The organism is Flavobacterium psychrotolerans, from assembly GCF_003097635.1.
Classification (GTDB): domain Bacteria; phylum Bacteroidota; class Bacteroidia; order Flavobacteriales; family Flavobacteriaceae; genus Flavobacterium; species Flavobacterium psychrotolerans.
Window position 1 is genome coordinate 153,954 of the sequence record NZ_QCZI01000003.1, and the last position, 20,003, is coordinate 173,956.

The 20,003-nt window shown below is 35.1% G+C and carries 16 protein-coding genes; 9 read left to right on the plus strand and 7 right to left on the minus strand.

Annotated features, from left to right (window positions below; genetic code table 11):
• The first annotated feature begins 3 nt into the window (after positions 1-3).
• Both DB895_RS03695 and truB read left to right on the plus strand, forming a co-directional pair.
• Positions 4-789: an undecaprenyl-diphosphate phosphatase gene (locus DB895_RS03695; protein ID WP_116724004.1), complete on the plus strand. Its 786-nt coding sequence runs from the start codon at positions 4-6 to the stop codon at positions 787-789.
• Positions 789-1,499, plus strand: coding sequence for a tRNA pseudouridine(55) synthase TruB (truB, locus tag DB895_RS03700; RefSeq protein ID WP_116724005.1), 711 nt, complete (start codon positions 789-791; stop codon positions 1,497-1,499). The genes DB895_RS03695 and truB overlap by 1 nt, the downstream gene beginning before the upstream one ends.
• Here the strand turns inward: truB and DB895_RS03705 are convergent.
• A complete protein-coding gene (locus tag DB895_RS03705) occupies positions 1,468-2,073 on the minus strand; it encodes a thioredoxin family protein (protein WP_116724006.1) in 606 nt (201 codons plus the stop codon). The two genes, truB and DB895_RS03705, sit on opposite strands and share 32 nt — an antisense overlap.
• A 234-nt stretch (positions 2,074-2,307) precedes the next feature.
• Between DB895_RS03705 and pyrH the strand changes: the two genes are divergently transcribed.
• From pyrH to DB895_RS03720, 3 genes are all read left to right on the plus strand, one after another.
• Positions 2,308-3,015, plus strand: coding sequence for a UMP kinase (gene pyrH, locus DB895_RS03710; RefSeq protein ID WP_116724007.1), 708 nt, complete (start codon positions 2,308-2,310; stop codon positions 3,013-3,015).
• A 66-nt stretch (positions 3,016-3,081) separates the two neighbouring features.
• A complete protein-coding gene (gene frr / locus DB895_RS03715; RefSeq protein ID WP_116724008.1) occupies positions 3,082-3,645 on the plus strand; it encodes a ribosome recycling factor in 564 nt (187 codons plus the stop codon).
• A 123-nt stretch (positions 3,646-3,768) separates the two neighbouring features.
• Complete coding sequence (locus DB895_RS03720; RefSeq protein ID WP_116724009.1) at positions 3,769-6,264, plus strand: DUF5686 family protein; 2,496 nt, start codon at positions 3,769-3,771, stop codon at positions 6,262-6,264.
• Between the two features lie 53 nt (positions 6,265-6,317).
• Here the strand turns inward: DB895_RS03720 and DB895_RS03725 are convergent, their stop codons facing one another.
• The 5 genes from DB895_RS03725 to DB895_RS03745 form a co-directional block, all read right to left on the minus strand.
• Entirely contained in the window at positions 6,318-8,594 is a 2,277-nt protein-coding gene (locus DB895_RS03725) for a cation:proton antiporter (protein ID WP_116724010.1), read from the minus strand.
• A 124-nt stretch (positions 8,595-8,718) separates the two neighbouring features.
• Positions 8,719-9,438: a LytR/AlgR family response regulator transcription factor gene (locus tag DB895_RS03730; protein WP_116724011.1), complete on the minus strand. Its 720-nt coding sequence runs from the start codon at positions 9,436-9,438 to the stop codon at positions 8,719-8,721.
• Positions 9,401-10,144: a sensor histidine kinase gene (locus DB895_RS03735; RefSeq protein ID WP_116724089.1), complete on the minus strand. Its 744-nt coding sequence runs from the start codon at positions 10,142-10,144 to the stop codon at positions 9,401-9,403. The genes DB895_RS03730 and DB895_RS03735 overlap by 38 nt, the downstream gene beginning before the upstream one ends.
• A 69-nt stretch (positions 10,145-10,213) precedes the next feature.
• Positions 10,214-10,543 carry a DMT family transporter gene (locus DB895_RS03740; RefSeq protein WP_116724012.1) on the minus strand — a complete coding sequence of 110 codons (330 nt, stop codon included), beginning with the start codon at positions 10,541-10,543 and terminating at the stop codon, positions 10,214-10,216.
• Position 10,544: 1 nt separating this feature from the next.
• On the minus strand, positions 10,545-12,815 hold the full coding sequence (locus tag DB895_RS03745) for a cation:proton antiporter domain-containing protein (protein WP_116724013.1): 2,271 nt from the start codon (positions 12,813-12,815) through the stop codon (positions 10,545-10,547).
• A gap of 196 nt (positions 12,816-13,011) precedes the next feature.
• Between DB895_RS03745 and DB895_RS03750 the strand changes: the two genes are divergently transcribed.
• The 4 genes from DB895_RS03750 to DB895_RS03765 all read left to right on the plus strand — a co-directional run bounded on the left by DB895_RS03750 (position 13,012) and on the right by DB895_RS03765 (position 19,229).
• Positions 13,012-15,372 (plus strand): efflux RND transporter permease subunit, encoded by a 2,361-nt coding sequence (locus DB895_RS03750; protein ID WP_116724014.1) that lies wholly within the window; start codon positions 13,012-13,014, stop codon positions 15,370-15,372.
• Between the two features lie 206 nt (positions 15,373-15,578).
• Positions 15,579-17,012 carry an asparagine--tRNA ligase gene (asnS, locus tag DB895_RS03755; protein WP_116724015.1) on the plus strand — a complete coding sequence of 478 codons (1,434 nt, stop codon included), beginning with the start codon at positions 15,579-15,581 and terminating at the stop codon, positions 17,010-17,012.
• 83 nt (positions 17,013-17,095) lie between these two features.
• Positions 17,096-18,562, plus strand: a complete 1,467-nt coding sequence (gene rpoN, locus DB895_RS03760) for an RNA polymerase factor sigma-54 (RefSeq protein ID WP_116724016.1) — start codon at positions 17,096-17,098, stop codon at positions 18,560-18,562.
• Positions 18,563-18,623: 61 nt separating this feature from the next.
• Entirely contained in the window at positions 18,624-19,229 is a 606-nt protein-coding gene (locus tag DB895_RS03765; RefSeq protein ID WP_116724017.1) for a hypothetical protein, read from the plus strand.
• On the opposite strand, the gene DB895_RS03770 is transcribed toward DB895_RS03765, so the two are convergent.
• A complete protein-coding gene (locus DB895_RS03770; protein ID WP_116724018.1) occupies positions 19,224-19,922 on the minus strand; it encodes a porin family protein in 699 nt (232 codons plus the stop codon). The two genes, DB895_RS03765 and DB895_RS03770, sit on opposite strands and share 6 nt — an antisense overlap.
• Between the last annotated feature and the right edge of the window lie 81 nt (positions 19,923-20,003).

The following is a 20,003-nucleotide window of genomic DNA, read 5'->3' on the forward strand; positions in this document are numbered from 1 at the left end:
TAAATGAATACTTTACAAGCCATAATCCTTGCTATCATTGAAGGAATTACAGAATTTTTGCCCGTTTCCTCAACTGGCCACATGATTCTAGCAAGTACTTATTTCGGAATTGAACATGATGATTTTACCAAACTTTTCACCATCGTTATTCAATTAGGCGCCATCCTTTCTGTAGTGGTTTTATATTTCAAACGTTTTTTTCAGACATTCGATTTTTACTTAAAAATACTGGTTGCATTTATTCCCGCTGTAGTTTTGGGATTGTTGTTTTCCAAAAAAATTGACGCTCTATTAGAAAATCCTGTTACTGTTGCAGTTTCTCTTTTGATTGGAGGAATCCTATTATTAAAAGTGGATGATTGGTTTGCGAATTCCACAAATACTGAAATCACGTATTCAAAAGCATTCAAAATCGGTTTATTTCAATGCATAGCAATGATTCCCGGCGTTTCAAGAAGTGGCGCTAGTATTGTAGGTGGGATGTCACAAAAACTATCCCGTTCTTCAGCAGCGGAATTCTCATTCTTTTTGGCAGTTCCAACAATGCTTGGAGCTACCTTAAAAAAGAGTTACGATTATTACAAAGATGGTTTTGTTTTAACCCACGACCAAATTAATTTTTTAATTATAGGCAATGTAATTGCCTTTATTGTAGCGCTTATAGCCATTAAAAGTTTCATAGGATTTTTAAGCAAACACGGCTTCAAATCATTTGGGTATTATCGAATTATTGCAGGAATTACACTGCTGGCTATCCACTTTTTCATTCATCCACTGAGCATTATTTAATGAATACCGAAGATTTCCTAAACGGACAAATTTTACTCATCGACAAACCTTTGCATTGGACTTCTTTTCAGGCGGTAAATAAAATGAAGTATGCCCTAATTAACAAAATGGGGCTTCCAAAAAAATTCAAGATTGGTCATGCCGGAACATTAGACCCCTTAGCTTCCGGGTTATTGTTAGTTTGTACAGGAAAATTTACCAAAAGGATTACTGAACTTCAAGGTCAAGCCAAAGAATATACTGGGACTTTTTACATTGGCGCCACCACTCCATCCTATGATTTGGAAACCGAAATTGATGCAACTTTCGCAACTTCACACATCAATGAAGCTTTCATTCACGAAACGGTAAAACAATTTCTTGGAGAAATAGATCAAAAACCCCCCATCTATTCGGCCATAAAAAAAGACGGAGTTCGTTTGTACGAACACGCCAGAGCTGGGGAATCCGTAGAAATAGCCTCTAGAAAAACGACCATTCACGAATTTGAAATTACCCGAATCGCACTTCCTGAAATTGACTTTAGAATCGTTTGCAGCAAAGGGACATACATTCGTTCGTTAGCTTTTGATTTTGGGAAAGCAATGGATTCTGGCTCATATTTAACGGCTTTACGTCGAACAAAAATTGGCGATTATGATGTGAAAAATGCCTTGGATCTCACCTTATTTGAGAATTCTATTGTTCCTGATTCAGCATCAAATCTATAACTTCATTTTGGGTTGAAATTCCTTTGTCATGCAAATACCACATTTGCAAATCAGCCTTTGCTATTTCGTCAACAATTCCAAATTTTTCTTTGTAGTTTTTGATTAAATCGATGGCCCCTTTTGGTCTTGGTCCCCAACTCCCACAAACATTCCCTGTTTCCTTATCTATAATGACCAATTTAGGAATGGCTTTGCTATTGTTGGTCAAAAACTGGTTCATAAAATCTTCATTTTCGTCTCGCAAAACAATTTTCAACTCAATTTTATCCGATTCATTTACCATTTTATTAAAAACAGGGATTAATTGTGCTCCGTCGGCGCACCAGCCTTCAGCAAGAACTAACCAAATATATTCCTTTTTTAACGATTGCAACTTCAGGATGTTTTCGCCAGAAATTTTCATCGTTTTATCCAAACGATTCATTCTGGTTTCATTCAAGGTGGTATAATGAAGCATATTTTCGGATTGTTCATTATCTGTGGATTTCCCTTCAAACAATAAATCTGAAACCAACTTTCTGTATTCTGGATAGGAATGGCTATTAAACAAAGCTTTGGCTACTGAATTCTTCATGATTTATATCTTTAAATTACGCGAATTTACTCCATTAAGAAAGAATATTGAGTAACATTTATTACATATAAAAAAGAAATACAATAGCCTTTGCAAATATTGCGAATCTCTGTTAGTATTTTTTCGAAAACAGTATTTCATAAAATTAGAATATGAGTATATTTGCACGACTAAACGAAAACAAAACACTGACTTGATTCTGCGAAAGCATGACTCTAAAAAAACATAACCAGAATGAAATACAAAAGAATTCTTCTAAAATTAAGTGGCGAAGCGTTAATGGGCGATAGACAATACGGTATCGACCCTGTAAGATTAGCCGAATATGCTGATGAAATTAAGCAAATTCATGACAAAGGCATTGAGATAGCCATAGTGATTGGCGGAGGAAATATCTTCAGAGGTGTTGCTGGCGCAAGCAACGGAATGGATCGCGTTCAGGGCGATTATATGGGAATGCTGGCCACCATAATTAACGGGATGGCACTACAAGGTGCATTAGAAGATAAAGGCATGCTAACTCGTTTGCAAACTGCCTTAAAAATAGAAGCTATTGCCGAACCATACATCAAACGTAGAGCGGTTCGTCATCTTGAAAAAGGGAGAATCGTAATTTTTGGAGCCGGAACGGGGAATCCCTATTTCACAACGGACACTGCAGCAGTTTTAAGAGGAGTGGAAATTCACGCTGACGTTATTCTAAAAGGAACACGTGTTGACGGAATATACACTTCAGACCCTGAAAAAGACCCGACAGCAACAAAATTCGATTACATTTCGTTTGAAGATGTTCTTAAAAAAGGTTTGAATGTAATGGACACAACCGCATTTACCTTAAGCCAAGAAAACAAATTGCCCATTCTTGTTTTTGACATGAATAAAAGAGGAAATCTTATAAAAATCTGTGAAGGACAAAATATAGGAACAGTAGTAAACATATAAAGAGACACTTTAGATTTTTAGGAAGTCTAAAAATCTAATGATCTAAGAAGTCTAAAAATCAAGATTATGACCGAAGAAATTGAATTTATATTAGATAGTACGCAAGAATCTATGACGGGAACCATTGCCCATTTAGAAAAAGCATTCTTGAACATTCGTGCCGGAAAAGCTTCCCCTCAAATGCTTGGAAGCGTTTTTGTAGATTATTATGGATCTCAAACGCCACTTTCTCAAATCTCGAACGTTAACGTTCCTGATGCCAGAACAATTACGATTCAGCCTTTTGAAAAAAAAATGTTGCAAACCATAGAAAAAGCAATCATGATTGCCAATCTTGGCTTTAACCCCATGAATAACGGAGACATCATTATCATTAGCGTTCCTCCGTTAACAGAAGAACGTCGTCGTGATTTGACAAAACAAGCCAAATCGGAAGCTGAAGATGCCAAAATTGGGATTCGAAACGTCAGAAAAGAAGCCAATTCCGACATTAAAAAACTTGAGAAAGAAGGCACTTCAGAAGATACTTGTAAAAGTGCCGAAGAAGAAGTTCAAACTTTGACCAACAGTTTCATCAAAAAAATAGACGAACTTTTAGCTAATAAAGAAATCGAAATCATGAAAGTGTAATTTCATTTAAAAATACAACTATCCCGTCTCGTATCGTTTTTTTGACGAAACAGGACGGTTTTTTTATTACTGATTTTAGGTTAAAAATTATTTTTGGAACCATTTTTGTGATAAACTCACGCAATGAGACAATTTACCCTATTGTTTTTCTTTTTCTCGTTTGTAAGTCATGCGCAATTCCGCCTAAACGGAATTGCGACTGATGCTTTAACTAAGAAACCACTTCCATTTGCAAGCATTTCTACAGAAAATAACACTATCGGCATTTCGGATATTGACGGTAAATTCTCCTTGGAATTAAAAGAAATACCTTCAGTTTTTTGGGTTTCTTACATAGATTACAACAAAACAGAAATTGCTGTCAATCCCAATAAAAAATTCTATTTGATTGCGCTATCACCAAGAACAAATCTTATAAATCAAGTTAATATTGTCCCTAAAGAAAATCCGGCTTTGGCAATTATGCGAAACGTGATTGAAAATAAAAATAAAAATAATCCTCAAAAAAAAGGAAGCAGTTTTCAGTTTAATGCCTATAACAAAATCATTATTACGGCTAATCCCGATTCCATAAAAGGAAGTATTGATTCTGTTTTTATCAGAAAAAAATCTAAAATAAAATTTTCTAAAATTGATTCGTCCGATTATAAATTTAAAAAAATAATTCGCAAGCAACACCTCTTTCAAATTGAAAAAGTTTCGCAGTATCAATTCAACAATCGAGGATTAAAAGAAACCATTCTAGGAACAAAAATGTCAGGATTCAAACAACCTATTTATGAAATTTTGGGTTTGAGCTTGCAATCATTTTCAGTTTACGACAATAGATATGAACTTTTTGAAACCAAATATAGAAGTCCAATCAGCAACAATTCGTTGACCGATTATGACTATAAATTACTAGATAGCACCAACATACAAAACCGAAAGATGTATGTCATCTATTTTAAAAACAACCTTAAAGCTACCGGATTAGCTGGATTACTGTTTATTGACCAAAATAATTTTGCCGTTGCAAAAGCTATCATGAGAGCCAAGGGGGTTTTGGATATAACCGGAATACATGAATTTGATTATTTGGAAAAAGAAAAACTTTGGTTTCCAAAGCGAAAAATTTTTAAAATCGCCAAAGGTAAAAGTAACGAAGATATTAGGATTCTGGGGGAAACTTTCAAATTTGATGCCGATGAAAATGACAACTCTGCATCGAGAAAAAAAGGAGCTTCCGATTACACCTACTTATTGTCGGAGACTAATTTTTCGGAGCTATCCTATAATATTCCCGTAAAGATTAAACATCATTCCGTTGCAATAGAAATAAAAGAAGATGCCATCATAAAAAAAGAATCCTTTTGGGAGAAATACCGAAAAGACACTTTAGACATCAGAAGCCCCAAAACATATAGCGTTCTTGATAGTATTATGTCAAAAAAAAGAATTGAGAAAAAACTGTTTATTGGCAGAAAAATTCTAACAGGATATATACCATTAGGGCCAATAGATATTGATTCTCGTTATTTTTTAAGCTACAATAATTACGAGGGATTTCGATTGGGATTAGGAGGAAAAACAAGCGAAAAATTCTCCAAAATTTTTAAAATCGAAGGCTATTCTGCCTATGGTACGAAAGATGGTACCTTTAAATATAATTTAGGATTTGCAACAAGAATCGGAAAATTCTCAGATTCCTGGATTGGAAGTTCCTATACTGATGATGTTCGAGAGATTGCAAGTACATCATTTGCTATTGACAAACGTGTATTTAAACTTTATGACCCAAGGCCCATTAACGTTAGTACTTTTTATAATTATCAAAATTGGCGGGGATATATTGAGACTAAAATCATTCCAAAAACCGAAAGTATTTGGCAATTGACCCACAGTAATATTGAACCAAAATTTAATTATGTCTATAATTTGAATGATCAATTATATACTATTTACAGTATAACAACCGCCATGGTCTCTCTACAATGGAATCCATTTAGTGAATATATGCAAACCCCGAATGGTCGCCTTGAAGTTGAAAAACGGTTCCCTAAATTTACTATTCAGTATACCAAAACGTTGCCAAAATTTATAGACAATGACTTTGCATTTGGGAAAATCGATTTTAGGGCTGAATATGAAAAAAAACACCTAAATGGCCAAAAAACAGCTCTCCTATTATCTACTGGTTATGCTTATGGGGATATTCCGGTGACACATTTGTACAATACCTCCCCAAACAACCTGACTAAAGACAGGGTTATGCAACGAATTACTTTGGGTGGAAATAACAGCTTTGAAACCATGTATTTCAATGAATTTTTCTCTAGTGAATATCTTTCTCTCCAAATCAAACATGGTTTTAAAAGAGTTGTTTTATTAAAAAAAATCAAACCCTCACTGGTACTCGTTTCCAGAATGGCTTGGGGAAATCTACAAAAACCTGAACAACATGTTGGCATAGATTATAAAACTTTAGACAAAGGCTATATTGAATCCGGAATAGAACTCAATCAGATCTTTAACGGCCTGGGACTTTCTGGTTTTTATAGGTACGGTCCCAATCAGTTAAAACGATTTGAAGACAATCTCGCCATAAAATTGACTTTTGTGCTTAATTTGGGAATTTAAACGAGACTCCGCAGATTTCTAAAAAGAGTAGGACTCTATTAGTTTAAATTGAACTAATCCTTTGGCTTAACGATCAATACGGACGGTGTGTTGTTTAGCCAAATACTTTGGGAATCAATTAGTTTTTTCCAACTTTCTAAGCTAATAATCATCAGATCCTGCAGCTCTAAAAACTCTTTTTTAATCGTTCTTTCCTGCATCATCATAATGTGATTAGGTGCTATTTGTTCTATGGAACGAATTCCTTCTTGGATTTTTCGATTGTTTCTAATGTGCCCAACGGCATCCAAAACCGTAATTTGAGAACCGTTATTGTGAATCAATTTTTGGGCAAATTCAATTAAAAAAGCATCCTCATCACTAAAAATAGGCATAAAAACCTGATTGATTTCGTCTAATTCTTTATCTACAAGAATTCCAACTGACATTTTGCTTTTAGCAATAATTTGTCTTGTTCTTTCATCAAAAGGAGAATTTTCAAACAAACCTTCTTTCCCTGTAAATTTATCAATCAAGCGATCCGGATTGATAATTCTTGTTGTAAAACCAAGCACTTTCCCTAGCAGTGTTCCTTCAAAAATAGATTGTCCTAAACCCACCAATAACAAGTCATAATCGCCATGATTCGCCGTATCCGTTATATCCGAATCAATGTCATTTGATGCCTTGAAAAGGGTAATTATTTTTTGATTTAGATTTTCCGATTCCGAAATAACTGGTGAAAACATTTCTCGCTCATAATCTTTCACATCAAAGGAATGCAACTCTGAACTTAATGATAAATGCATTGCGGTAACAATCGTATTCCCGCTTTGTTTTTTGACCAAACTATTGGCTACTTTCAACAATGTTTTCCCTTTTTCGGGTGTGGCAAAAGAAATCAGAACTTTGTATTTACTTTTATTGCTGATTTCTTCTGGCACGATGCTGCTTTTGGTTTTAAAAATATAATTAATTAAATCCAAAGCCGGACCGGTCATAAAAGTGGTTGCCAGTGCCATAATGACCATCATCGTGAAAATTTGAGTGGACAAAACGCCTAAATCATACCCAATATTCAGCACTACCAATTCCATCAAACCTCTTGTATTCATCAAGGTACCTATCGATAGACTGTCTTTCCAATTGTGCCCTACAAACTTTGCCGCAAGGGCACTCCCAAAAAACTTACCCACCACTGCCACTAAAATAATCAAGCCTGTAATTTTCCATAAATACGGATCGTCAATTAATCCTATTTGGGTTCGCAAACCTGTAAAAACAAAGAATAGAGGAAGTAAGATTACAACAGAAACATCTTCTACTTTTTCGATAAAAATAGTACGGAATTTATTGTTTTCCGGCATGATTGCCCCAGCCAAAAAGGCTCCAAACAAAGCGTGAATCCCTATCAACTCAGACGCATAAGAAGACAATAATAAGGTCAAAAAGAAAATAGCCACAACGGGTTTATTCAGACTTTCTCTGGTAGAATTCAAATCACCGACTCTTTTCAGGAAAGGCCGAACCACTTTTAGCATCACAATTACGTATAGTATAGCCAGCGCAATAACATACAAAGAACTGATAAAAGAGCCTGCTTTTACAATGGCAATTACGGCTGCCAAAATGCACCATGCTGTGATATCATCGGCAGCGGCACAGGTAATTACAATTGCCCCTAATTTAGTTTTATGAATTCCGCGTTCCCGAACAATCCCTGCCAAAACCGGAAATGCAGTAATGCTCATGGCAATTCCTAAGAATAAACCAAAAGAAAGGAATTCAACACCGGGAGGTGCAAAAGAATGATATATAAAATAAGCAAGTCCCAACCCTAAAGTAAACGGAATAATGATACTGGCATGACTAATAACAACAGCATCATGCGCTTTATTTTTAAGTACTTTTAAATCTAATTCCATCCCGATAACAAACATGAAAAGGATTAATCCAATTTGGCTCAAAAACTGCAGGTTTCCTAGCGAATCTTTTGGGAACAACATTGCAGAAAATTCAGGAAAATACATCCCGATTAAAGAAGGGCCCAAAACAATTCCTGCTATCATCTCCCCTATTACTGTTGGCTGACCTATCCTCCTGCATACCCATCCAAAAAATCGAGCTACCAAAATAATAGTGACGATTTGCGCCAGAAGAATGGCTAGAGGATGTTGCAAATTGTGGTTCATCGATGTTAAAAAATCATTCCAATGTCCGTTTTCTATTTGGTGACGAACAATATTCTGTCCTATTTCCAATGTTTTCCCTTTTAGCACAATCCAATACATCAAGGCAGAAAATCCGCCTATAATTATCAAATAAAAAAACGAATTTTTAAAACTTCTCATGCAACCTGTTTTTTAAATTATCAATGTTTTGCGATGCAAATATGGGAAGTGATTTTTGAGAAATAAAGGGAAACATAAGGTAATTTCAATCAAATGTAACAAGAGTGGAAAACTTTGTAACAAGTTAGATTTTGACTTTTATTAAAAAATCAGAACGATAGGTTTCGCTCAAAATTAATGTGGTGAATTTTCCATTTTGTTCTTGATGGCTCAGCGTAATTTCATTGTGATTGAAAAATTTCACCGCTGTCATTGCAATAATTTCTTTTTTATTCACTCTACAAAAATCGGCTTCTGGAAGTTGGCTTAAAAGAGAATCAAAATTAATGTTTTTTAAAATCAAAGAACTGCCGTCTAAGAGCAACACTTCCTTGTCCCTGCTGTCGGTTACGGCTGTTTTGATGTATTGAATTTGAGAAAAATACAAGAGTGACTTCCCTTTATCAGTATTCAAATGAATGAATTTTTTAGTAAACGCAGGTTTATGGAATCGCTCTAAAGCCTTTGCAACTGCTTTTTGCAAACGCTCTTTTATAACCGGTTTTGTGATGTAATCAACCGCATCGATATTAAATGCTTCAGCGGCGTAATCTTTATAGGCAGTAGTAAAAATAACCAGTTTATCTTCGAGTAAATTGGCCAAACTCAAACCGTCCATTCCTGGCATTTCAATATCTGAAATACACAAATCGAAGTCGAGTTCTGTAATTTCTGCCAGTAATTTTTCCGGATTATTGAATGCTTTTATGATTTCTAATTCTGGAATTTGCTCACAAAGTATTTTCAGGTACGTCAATCCCGGTAATTCATCGTCCAGCAGCAAGCATTTGAGTTTTGTATTCAAGAAGATTGATTTTTAAGTGGGCAATATAAATGTCATTTTCGACAAATTTATCCAGTTTGAACTGATTTTTGTATATAATTTTCAATCGTTGTTCTAATGTAGTGGCTCCAATACCGCTTCGTTCTTTTTTCAATGTCTTTTTATCTGAAATTTTATTCGAAACTGTCAAACAGAAACAATTGTCTTTGAATTCAAACAACACCGAGATAAAAGCATCCGCGCTTTGCAAATCAGCATGTTTAAACGCATTTTCTATTAAATCTATCGAAATTAAAGGTGCTAAAAGACGTTGCTCATAGAGCATTTCACCTTCATTAATTTTGGTTTTTACTTTTAACTCAAAAAGCGGACTGACTTTAATTTTATTGATTTCTATCAGATTCAATGCAAACTCGATTTCTTCTTTTGGAGAAACGAACTTTTTTTGGCTTTCATATAAAATGTAATCCAGCACATTCGCTAATTTATCCAACGCAAAATAGGTTTGATACGCATGCGACTGAATTGAATTGAGAATGTTTTTAAAAAGATGTGGATTAAGTTTAGACTCCAATGTTTCCAACTGTAAAGTATTGACTTTCATTTCCAGCAGATGAAATTTCTCTTCCACACTATCTTTTGCTTTTCCTGATTGAATCAGTCTATTAATGAGGTAGCAGAGCGCAATTATTAGTATCAGAATAATTACAAGCAATATATAAATCATGCCATTGTTTTCTTGAATTTGATTCATATTCTATATTTAAAATACTTTAGAAAGTAAAATCATTTTTGTCTAATGACTCGAAACGAATTTCAGCCCAATAATGGAAGCTATTAAAGTAGTAATGAAGAAAACTCTCCAGAAGTCAGCCGGTTCTTTAAAAATAAAAATCCCTACCAAAACTGTTCCTACTGCTCCAATTCCAGTCCAAACCGCATAAGCAGTTCCTATAGGCAATGTCTGCGTGGCTTTATAAAGTAACACCATACTGATGATCAAACAAACTAAAAATCCACCCAGCCAAATTGTTGCGGTTATACCTGAACTTTCTTTGGCCTTGCCTAAACAAGTAGCGAAACCCACTTCAAAAAGGCCACCAATAATCAATAAAATCCAGTTCATTCTAAGGTTTAATAATTAAAATAGAAGGGATATTGCTTAGCCAGATACTTTGTGAATCAACCAGTTTTTTCCAACTCTCAAGACTTACAATCATTAAATCTTGCTTTGACAGAAACTCTTTTTTTATCGCTTTTTCATTCATTAAAGAAATATTGGCTGGATATTTTTTTTCCAATGTCCCTATGGTGCTTTCCATAATAAAACTATTCTCAAATATATTATTGATGTCCAAAACAGAAATATTCGAGTTGTTATTGTAAATTAATTTTTGTGCATAATCCAATAAATGAGAATCATCAGAACTAAAAATAGGAATAAAAACCTGATTTACATTTTTTAAATTTTTATCTACTAAAATCCCTAACGGCATTTTAGTTTTAGAAATAATTTGTCGGGTTCTTTCATCAAATGGCGAGTTTTCAAACAAACCCTCCTTTCCGGTAAACTTATCAATTAAACGATCGGGATTGATGATTCGAGTTGTAAACCCGAGTACTTTACCCAATAAAGTGCCTTCAAAAATTGATTTTCCCAAGCCCACTAATAATAAGTCATATTCTCCATGATTGGCAATGTCAGCAATGTCAGTTTCAATGTCAACCGTAGCTTTAAAAATAGTTGTAATCTCTTGTTTTAGTACTTTAGATTCTTCTAAAATGGGATGAAATCTCCTCTTTTCTTGTTCTTCCAAATCATAGGAATGCATCTCGTCGCTTAATGATAAATGCATTGCCGTAATTGTTGAGGACTCTTTTTGCCTTTTGATTAAGCTATTGGCCAATCTTAAAAGAGATCTGGCCTTCTCATTATTACCAAAGGAAATTAATATTTTGTATTTACTTCCATTCCCTGTTGCATCCAAAATAAATTCATCTTTGCTTTTAAAAATGAAATTAATTAAATCCAATGCAGGCCCGGTCATAATCGTTGTCACCAATGCCATGATGACCATCATCGTAAAGATTTCAGATGTTAAAACCCCTAAATCATACCCAATGTTCAAAACGACCAATTCCATCAAGCCCCTTGTGTTCATTAGAGCTCCAATAGTTAAACTATCCCGCCAACTTTGCCCGACAAATTTTGCCGCCAATGCGCTCCCCAAAAATTTTCCGACAACGGCAACAAGAATAATAAATCCAGTGACTTTCCATAAATAGGGATCGTTTATCAAACCAATTTGTGTGCGCAAACCTGTAAACACAAAAAATAGTGGCAGTAATAATATTACGGAAACATCTTCAACTTTATCTATAAAAATAGCTCTAAATTTAGCAATATCGGGCATGATTGCCCCAGTCATAAAAGCACCGAAAAGAGCATGAATACCAATTATCTCACTAGTATAAGATGAAAGTATTAGCGTTAAAAAAAAAATGGCCACTACCGGTTTATTCAGTTTATTTTTGGTTCGATACAAATCTCCAATTCTTTTTAGAAATGGTTTTACTACAATAAGCATCAACACAACATAAATTAAGGCCAAACCAATCACATACAAAGAACTAACAAATGAACCTGCTTTAACAATGGCAATCACAGCGGCCAACAAACACCAAGCTGTAATATCGTCTGTTGCGGCACACGTAATTACAATCGTTCCCAGTCGGGTTTTGTGAATGCCTCGCTCTTGAACAATCCGGGCTAAAACTGGAAAAGCAGTTATGCTCATGGCAATCCCCATAAATAAACTGAAAGATAAAAATTCGACACCTTGTGGGGCAAATCTGTAATATATGAAATAGGCCAACCCAATTCCGAGTGAAAAAGGGATTACAATGCTTGCGTGGCTAATAACGACAGCATCATTTGCTTTGTTCTTTAGCACTTTCAAATCGAGTTCCATTCCTATCACAAACATAAAAAGAATCAACCCTATTTGACTTAAGAATTGTAGATTTCCCAATGAAGCAACCGGAAATAACGCGGAAGAAAATTCCGGAAAATACATCCCCACCAGTGAAGGCCCAAGAAAAATTCCAGCAATAATTTCCCCAATAACCGAAGGTTGCCCAATTTTCCTGAACATCCAACCAAAAAATCGAGCAACAAAAATTATTGTGATAATTTGTGCCAAAAGTATGGCTAACGGATGTTGCAAATTATGATTTATCGAAACTAAAAATTCCGACCATTGGTTTTCTTTAACTTTTACCTGCATTACGTTTCTTCCAACTTCTAAAAATTTCCCCTGAGAGAGAATCCAATAGATTAAGAAGGAAAACCCTCCGGTAACAGCTACATAAAAGATAGAATTTTTATAATTTCTCATATAAATCTTGAAAAAAACTTTATTGCGATAATTTTATACAAATATGCGAATTCAAATATATAAATTATACCATCTAAAAAATTATTAATATAAATTTAATCTTATTAATAAAATAAAAAATATCTTAACAAAAAGTAAAGATATAAATTATTAAATATTCTTGGTTTTATTTACCTTCGCACCGATTTAACAGAATATGAAAAAGAAATTAAAAGTAGGTTTTTGGGAATGGATTGCCAGAATTATACTCAAAAATAGGATTACTATACTTGCCGTTATTGTTGTTATAACTGTTTTTCTTGGTCTTCAATGGAAAAACTTAGGAATGACCTACACCGAAGCCAATTTGCTTCCTAAAAAACATATCGTAAATCAACAATACCAAGATTTCCTAAATAAATTTGGTGAAGAGGGCAATTTAATTGTAATTGGCTTCAAGGACAAAACATTTTTTACCCCGAAAGCATACGTCGCTTGGAACGAATTAATGACGGGGTTGAAAAATTCAAAAGAAGTGGAACTCGTTGTTTCTTTGAATGATTTAAAAAAATTACAGAAAGACACCATTGCCCAAAAATTTAAACTGACACCGCTTGTCGATCAAAAACAAACTACAAATGGAGCCTATTTAGAGAAAATAAAATTCGAACTTTTCAATAATTTACCTTTTTATGAAGGGTTGTTGTTCAATAAAGAAACCGGAAGCATTCGGTCGGCAGTATATTTAAACAAGAAAATTGTAAATACCGCTTCTCGCAAAACGTTTATTATAGAGAATCTGGTTCCTAAAATCGAAAAATTCGAAAAAACTACCGGTATAGATCTTCGCGTTTCTGGAATGCCATACATTAGAACCATCAATGCCGAAAACATGAAAGGCGAGATTGGGCTCTTTATTGGAGCGGCACTATTCATCACTTCCCTAATTTTCTTTTTGTTCTTTCGCTCTCACAGAGCCACTTTTATTTCTATTTGTATTCTTCTTTTTGGTGTCATGTGGTCTTTTGGGACACTTGGGCTATTTCACTATAAAATCACGATTTTAACCGCTATTATTCCGCCATTAATTATCGTTATCGGAATTACGAATTGCATTTTCCTGATTAATAAATACCAGCAGGAAATAAAAATCCATCGGAACCAAGCCAAAGCATTGCAACGTGTGATTTCTAAAATTGGAGTTTCCACATTAATGACCAATTTGACCACCGCAGCTGGTTTTGCTACTTTCATGATTACTGGAAATGATTTGCTTTTTGAGTTTGGATTAGTAACCGCAATCAACGTTGTTACCGTTTATCTCCTTACGTTAGTTGTGGTGCCCATTGTGTATAGTTTTATGCCTTTGCCAAAGGAAAAACACTTATATCACTTGAGCAAAAATTACATTTCTTCCTTCTTGGATTGGGTCGAAACTATTGTTAAAAATAAACGATCGATCATTTATACCATTTACGGATTACTATTGATTTTCAGTATCATTGGTGTTTCACAAATGAAAGTGTCCGGAAGTTTGATTGGCGAAATGCCAAAAAGCGCTTCGTTTTTTAAAGACATCGTCTTTTTTGAAAAAGAATTCAACGGGGTTATGCCATTGGAGATTATGATTAACACCAAAAGAAAAAAAGGGGTTATGAAGTTGTCCACCATGAAAAAAATGGACGAGTTGCAAGAAACAATTGCACAAATTCCAGAATTATCGAAACCCGTTTCTATCGTAAATTTAGTAAAATATTCCAAACAGGCTTTTTATAACGGAAATCCCGAATATTACGAATTGCCGACTTCACAAGAGCAGGTATTTATCCTATCCTACGCTAAAAATGCGACAAAAAACAGCAAGGACAATTTGATGAAAAGTTATGTGGATTCTACGGGACAGTATGCCCGAATCACGACGTTCATGAAAGACATTGGCACCCAAGAAATGGCGAAAATTGAAGGGAAATTGCATCAAAAAATTGATGAAATATTTCCTAAAGACCACTATGAAGTTACCCTGACTGGGAAAGCATTGGTTTTCCAAAAAGGTACTTCTTACCTTATTGACAACCTCATCGAATCGCTCATTTTTGCCATATTGCTTATTGCGGGATTAATGGCTTATTTGTTTCGGTCTTCTAAAATGGTACTGGCATCGGTCATCACAAACGTATTGCCACTTTGCATCACCTCGGGATTAATGGGCTATTTTGGGATTCCGCTCAAACCGTCAACCATTTTGGTTTTCAGTATCGCCTTTGGAATTTCTGTGGATAATGCCATTCAGTTTATGGCCAAGTACCGACATGATTTAATTCAGAATAACGGGAAAGTCAAAAAATCAGTGTTTAGCGCTTTGAGGGAAACGGGAATAAGCACGTTTTATACTTCAATCGTGTTGATTTTCGGGTTCGCCATTTTCACGCTTTCCAGCTTTAGCGGCACCATCGCCTTGGGCGGATTAATCTCGTGCACTTTGCTATTTGCCATGTTTGCTAACCTATTGGTTTTACCGGCACTGGTCTTGACGTTTGAGAAAAAACAGACTACTAAAGAAGAGTTGGCTGAAGAATAATTTTTTTCAGTGGCTCTGTATTTACTTTGTTGAATGGAGCTATTCCCGCTGTCATCCCAATCTTTTTCTAAATGTTGTCAGGATTTTATTCCTGACAACATTTAGAAAAAGGATTTTCCCTTCCATCAGGGCTAAAAAAATCACAAGAAATCAATTATATTTGCAATTCTATAAAACACGATTTTTCAATATCTATTCTATATAAAATGAAACATACAAAAGTTAAAGACCTATTAAACAGTACAACAACACTTCATGAAGTAAATGCAAAAGGCTGGGTAAGAACTTTTAGAAACAATCAATTTATTGCATTGAATGACGGTTCGACCATAAACAACATACAATGTGTGGTTGATTTTGAAAATACGCCCGACGAAACTTTAAAAAGAATCACCACAGGTGCGGCGGTTTCAGTAACCGGAACTTTAGTGGAAAGCAAAGGCGCTGGTCAAAAATATGAGATTCAAGTGGCGGAACTGGAAATACTGGGCGATTCGGATGCAGAGAAATTCCCGATGCAACCTAAAAAACATTCTTTGGAATTCTTGCGTGAAAATGCACATTTAAGAGTTCGAACCAATGCTTTTAGCGCCATCATGAGGGTGCGTTCTGTATTGTCGTTTGCGGTACACAGTTATTTTCAGGAAAAAGGATTTGTATATGTAAACACGCCAATTATTACGGGTTCGGATGCGGAAGGCGCCGGAGAAATGTTTAAAGTTACCGCTTTACCATTTGACAACACGCCAAGAACCGAAGAAGGAAAAGTAAACTACAAGGAAGATTTTTTTGGTAAAGAAACCAACTTAACGGTTTCTGGTCAATTGGAAGGAGAAACTTTTGCAATGGCTTTGGGACAGATTTACACTTTTGGACCCACATTCAGGGCTGAAAACTCGAACACGTCTCGCCATTTGGCTGAATTCTGGATGATTGAACCCGAAGTGGCTTTTAATGATTTGAATGACAATATGGATTTGGCCGAAGATTTTATCCAATACGTAATCAAATATGTTTTGGATAAATGTCCGGAAGATTTGAAATTTTTGGAAGGTCGTTTGATTGAAGAAGAGAAAGTAAAACCGCAAGCCGAAAGAAGTGAAATGGCATTGTTGGAAAAACTAAATTTTGTTTTAGAAAACAATTTCAAACGCGTTTCCTATACTGAAGCGATTGACATTTTGAGAGATTCTACTCCAAATAAAAAGAAAAAATTCAATTATATCATCAATGAATGGGGTGCTGATTTACAAAGTGAACACGAGCGTTACTTGGTAGAAAAACACTTTAAATGTCCTGTAATTTTGTTTGATTATCCTGCAAACATCAAGGCATTTTACATGCGCCTGAACGAAGACGGAAAAACCGTTCGTGCCATGGATATTCTTTTCCCTGGAATTGGAGAAATCGTTGGCGGTTCCCAAAGAGAGGAACGTTACGAAGTTCTAGTCGAAAAAATGAAAGCTTTAGGAATTGACGAAGAAGAATTGTGGTGGTATTTAGATACCCGAAGATTTGGAAGTGCCGTTCACTCTGGTTTTGGACTTGGGTTTGAAAGATTGGTGCTTTTTGTAACGGGAATGACAAACATACGTGATGTAATTCCTTTCCCTAGGACACCGATGAATGCAGAGTTTTAAAAATTTGTTTCAAGTTTAAAGTTTAAGGTTGTTGAAAGTTCTACAACCTTAAACTTTTGACCTTAAACTTTTAAACAATAAAAATGCTAAAGCAATTCTTAAATTTAAAATTATCACAGAAATTATCTCCGCAACAAATCCAGTTGATGAAGTTAATTCAGTTGCCTACGCAAGCTTTTGAACAACGTTTAAAAGAAGAAATGAATGAAAACCCGGCTCTTGAAGCGGGAAAAGAGGAGGAAGAATTATACGAAAAAGACGAGTTTGATAACAATGAGGAGTTTGATGATTATGATGATAATGAAAGCATCAGTACCGAAGATATCAACATCGATGAGTATCTGAGCAACGACGACACTCCAGATTATAAAACACAAGCCAATAATTACAGTGACGATGATGAAGAACGAGAATCACCGTTGGCAGCACCTGTGAGCTTTCATCAGGATTTAATCAATCAGTTGAATACTTTTATCCTGAATGAGGAAGAGCGGGAAATCGCGGAATTTCTGGTGGGAAGTGTCGATGACATGGGATACATCAGAAGAAGCATCGCTGATATTGTTGACGATATGGCATTTACCCAGGGAATTTATACCGATGAGAAAAAAGTCGAAAAAATACTGCACATCATTCATGAACTGGAACCTTCTGGTGTTGGCGCTCGCGATTTACAGGAATGCCTATTGCTGCAACTAAAACATAAAACGCCTACTGAATATATAGCATTAGCGACGGACATCATTGAAAATCAGTTTGATGCTTTTACCAAAAAACATTACGACAAATTATTACAAAAATACAATGTTTCGAATGAGCAACTCAAAAAAGCCATTCATGAAATTGAAAAACTCAACCCGAAACCAGGAGGGTCATTTACCGGAAACAACAAGGTTACCGAAAATGTGGTGCCCGATTTTGCCATTCGGATTGTAGATGGTGAACTGGAATTGACCTTAAATGGAAGAAATGCCCCTTCCTTGCACGTGTCCAAAGATTATCAGGAAATGATGCAAACCTACAAGGATTCTCGTGATAAATCGAACGCCCAAAAAGATGCCGTTCAGTTTATCAAGCAAAAATTGGATTCGGCCAAATGGTTTATTGATGCCATAAGACAGCGTCAGGAAACGCTATTTGTGACCATGAACGCCATTATGCACTTTCAAGAGGAATTTTTTCTTGACGGAGATGAAACCAAGATGAAACCGATGATTCTTAAAGACATTGCCGACAGGGTTGGTTTGGACATTTCTACGGTTTCCCGTGTGGCAAACAGTAAGTATGTGGAAACACCTTACGGAACGAAATTAATCAAGGAATTTTTCTCAGAAGCCATGAAAAACGACCAAGGCGAAGATGTTTCTACACTAGAAATTAAGAAAATTCTTAAGAACACCATTGAGGATGAGGACAAACACAAACCGCTTCCCGACGACCAATTGGCTGAAATATTAAAAGAAAAAGGGTATCCTATTGCCAGAAGAACTATTGCGAAATACAGGGAACAGTTGGATATTCCAGTGGCTAGGATGCGGAAGAAAATGTAATATTTATACTAGTGTAGCGGTTTTATTGATTCGCATTTAATTCTTTAACAAAATCATCTCCTTGAAAAAAATCCTACCCGTTTTTTCCTATCTATTCCATCCCATATTCATTCCTGTTTTTGGAACGCTATTCTTTCTTTTTTTTACTCCTAATTATTTCGAGGTATATCAAAAATATTTGATTCTGCTCCAAGTTTCCCTCATTACCATTCTAATTCCCGTCTCGTTTTTTTATCTTCTGCGAACATTGGGAAAAGTAGATTCTGTAATGGTTTCCGAATTATCACAACGGAAAATTCCTTTAATCATCCAGGCTGTATTAATTATTATTCTAATTCAAAAAAGCATTACTATAGATGCAATTCCAGAATTGTTTTTCTTCTTCTTTGGCGGATTAATTAGCACGGTTTTGGCTTTAGTGTTTCTATTTGCAAAAATAAAAGCGAGTATTCACATGATTGGTATCAGTAACCTGACCGCTTTTGCAATTGGGATTAGTATTCACTATCAAATTAATACATTAGTATTCATTGCCTTTTTAATCCTGATGAACGGAATCATCGCTGCTTCCCGACTAGAAATGAAAGCGCATACCAATAAAGAATTGGCAATTGGATTTTTAATTGGGTTACTTTCACAAATACTTTTTTGGTGTTTTTGGTTATAAAATGTAAAACATTAAACCTAAATTTAATGTGTTAAATCCAACAGATTCTTTATTTATTTTTGCCGAGGATTTAAAGAGAGGTGTCAATCCATAGTAGGCATAAAAATTCCAAGTATTATATCCTAATGTCAGATAAGTGCCCATTTGCAATTTATTAAAATCGCTAGCTAAATTTATTTTATAATCCGATTCGGCATCTACATGCGTGTACTTATTCCAAATGATGTAACTGAATTTAAAACCGGAATAAATTCTCCAAAATTTGTGACTTTCTGGTGTAGAAGTCCTCCATCTAATCTCTATTGGGACATCCACATAAAATTGATCGAGTTTGTTTTTTCTAAAACTTTTATCCGAAGGAACCGCCGAATATTCATTTGTTTGATTGGTTCTTGAAACCAGTAAATCCTGAAAATACTTGTTATAGGAAAGCCCAAAACCTGGGGCAATAGCTAGGGTTCTGTCATTATTTATTGGTATGTCCCGTAAAAAACCACCTGCAAAACCTGATGAAAACTTACTTTGTGAAATTCCACTTGGTCTATTTAACAAACTATTATAGGTAAATGTTAAATAAAACTGATCTTCCCTATACAGTGAATCAACAGCAATTATGGGAGACAAATCCCTCGTGCTTTGCGCAATGCTATTTAACACAGTAAAAAACAGGAACACATTTAAGAAAAATTTCATAGCGGTTATTTTGTGGCTTAAAATTACAAAAAAACACTTATAAAAGTGAGCTATGAAAATGTTTAGATATTAAAATGTAAA

Coding starts and splice junctions, on each gene's coding strand:
- DB895_RS03695 (WP_116724004.1), top strand. CDS start 4: ATGAATACTTTACAAGCCATAATCCTTGCTATCATTGAAGGAATTACA.
- truB (WP_116724005.1), top strand. CDS start 789: ATGAATACCGAAGATTTCCTAAACGGACAAATTTTACTCATCGACAAA.
- DB895_RS03705 (WP_116724006.1), bottom strand. CDS start 2,073: ATGAAGAATTCAGTAGCCAAAGCTTTGTTTAATAGCCATTCCTATCCA.
- pyrH (WP_116724007.1), top strand. CDS start 2,308: ATGAAATACAAAAGAATTCTTCTAAAATTAAGTGGCGAAGCGTTAATG.
- frr (WP_116724008.1), top strand. CDS start 3,082: ATGACCGAAGAAATTGAATTTATATTAGATAGTACGCAAGAATCTATG.
- DB895_RS03720 (WP_116724009.1), top strand. CDS start 3,769: ATGAGACAATTTACCCTATTGTTTTTCTTTTTCTCGTTTGTAAGTCAT.
- DB895_RS03725 (WP_116724010.1), bottom strand. CDS start 8,594: ATGAGAAGTTTTAAAAATTCGTTTTTTTATTTGATAATTATAGGCGGA.
- DB895_RS03735 (WP_116724089.1), bottom strand. CDS start 10,144: ATGATTTATATATTGCTTGTAATTATTCTGATACTAATAATTGCGCTC.
- DB895_RS03740 (WP_116724012.1), bottom strand. CDS start 10,543: ATGAACTGGATTTTATTGATTATTGGTGGCCTTTTTGAAGTGGGTTTC.
- DB895_RS03745 (WP_116724013.1), bottom strand. CDS start 12,815: ATGAGAAATTATAAAAATTCTATCTTTTATGTAGCTGTTACCGGAGGG.
- DB895_RS03750 (WP_116724014.1), top strand. CDS start 13,012: ATGAAAAAGAAATTAAAAGTAGGTTTTTGGGAATGGATTGCCAGAATT.
- asnS (WP_116724015.1), top strand. CDS start 15,579: ATGAAACATACAAAAGTTAAAGACCTATTAAACAGTACAACAACACTT.
- rpoN (WP_116724016.1), top strand. CDS start 17,096: ATGCTAAAGCAATTCTTAAATTTAAAATTATCACAGAAATTATCTCCG.
- DB895_RS03770 (WP_116724018.1), bottom strand. CDS start 19,922: ATGAAATTTTTCTTAAATGTGTTCCTGTTTTTTACTGTGTTAAATAGC.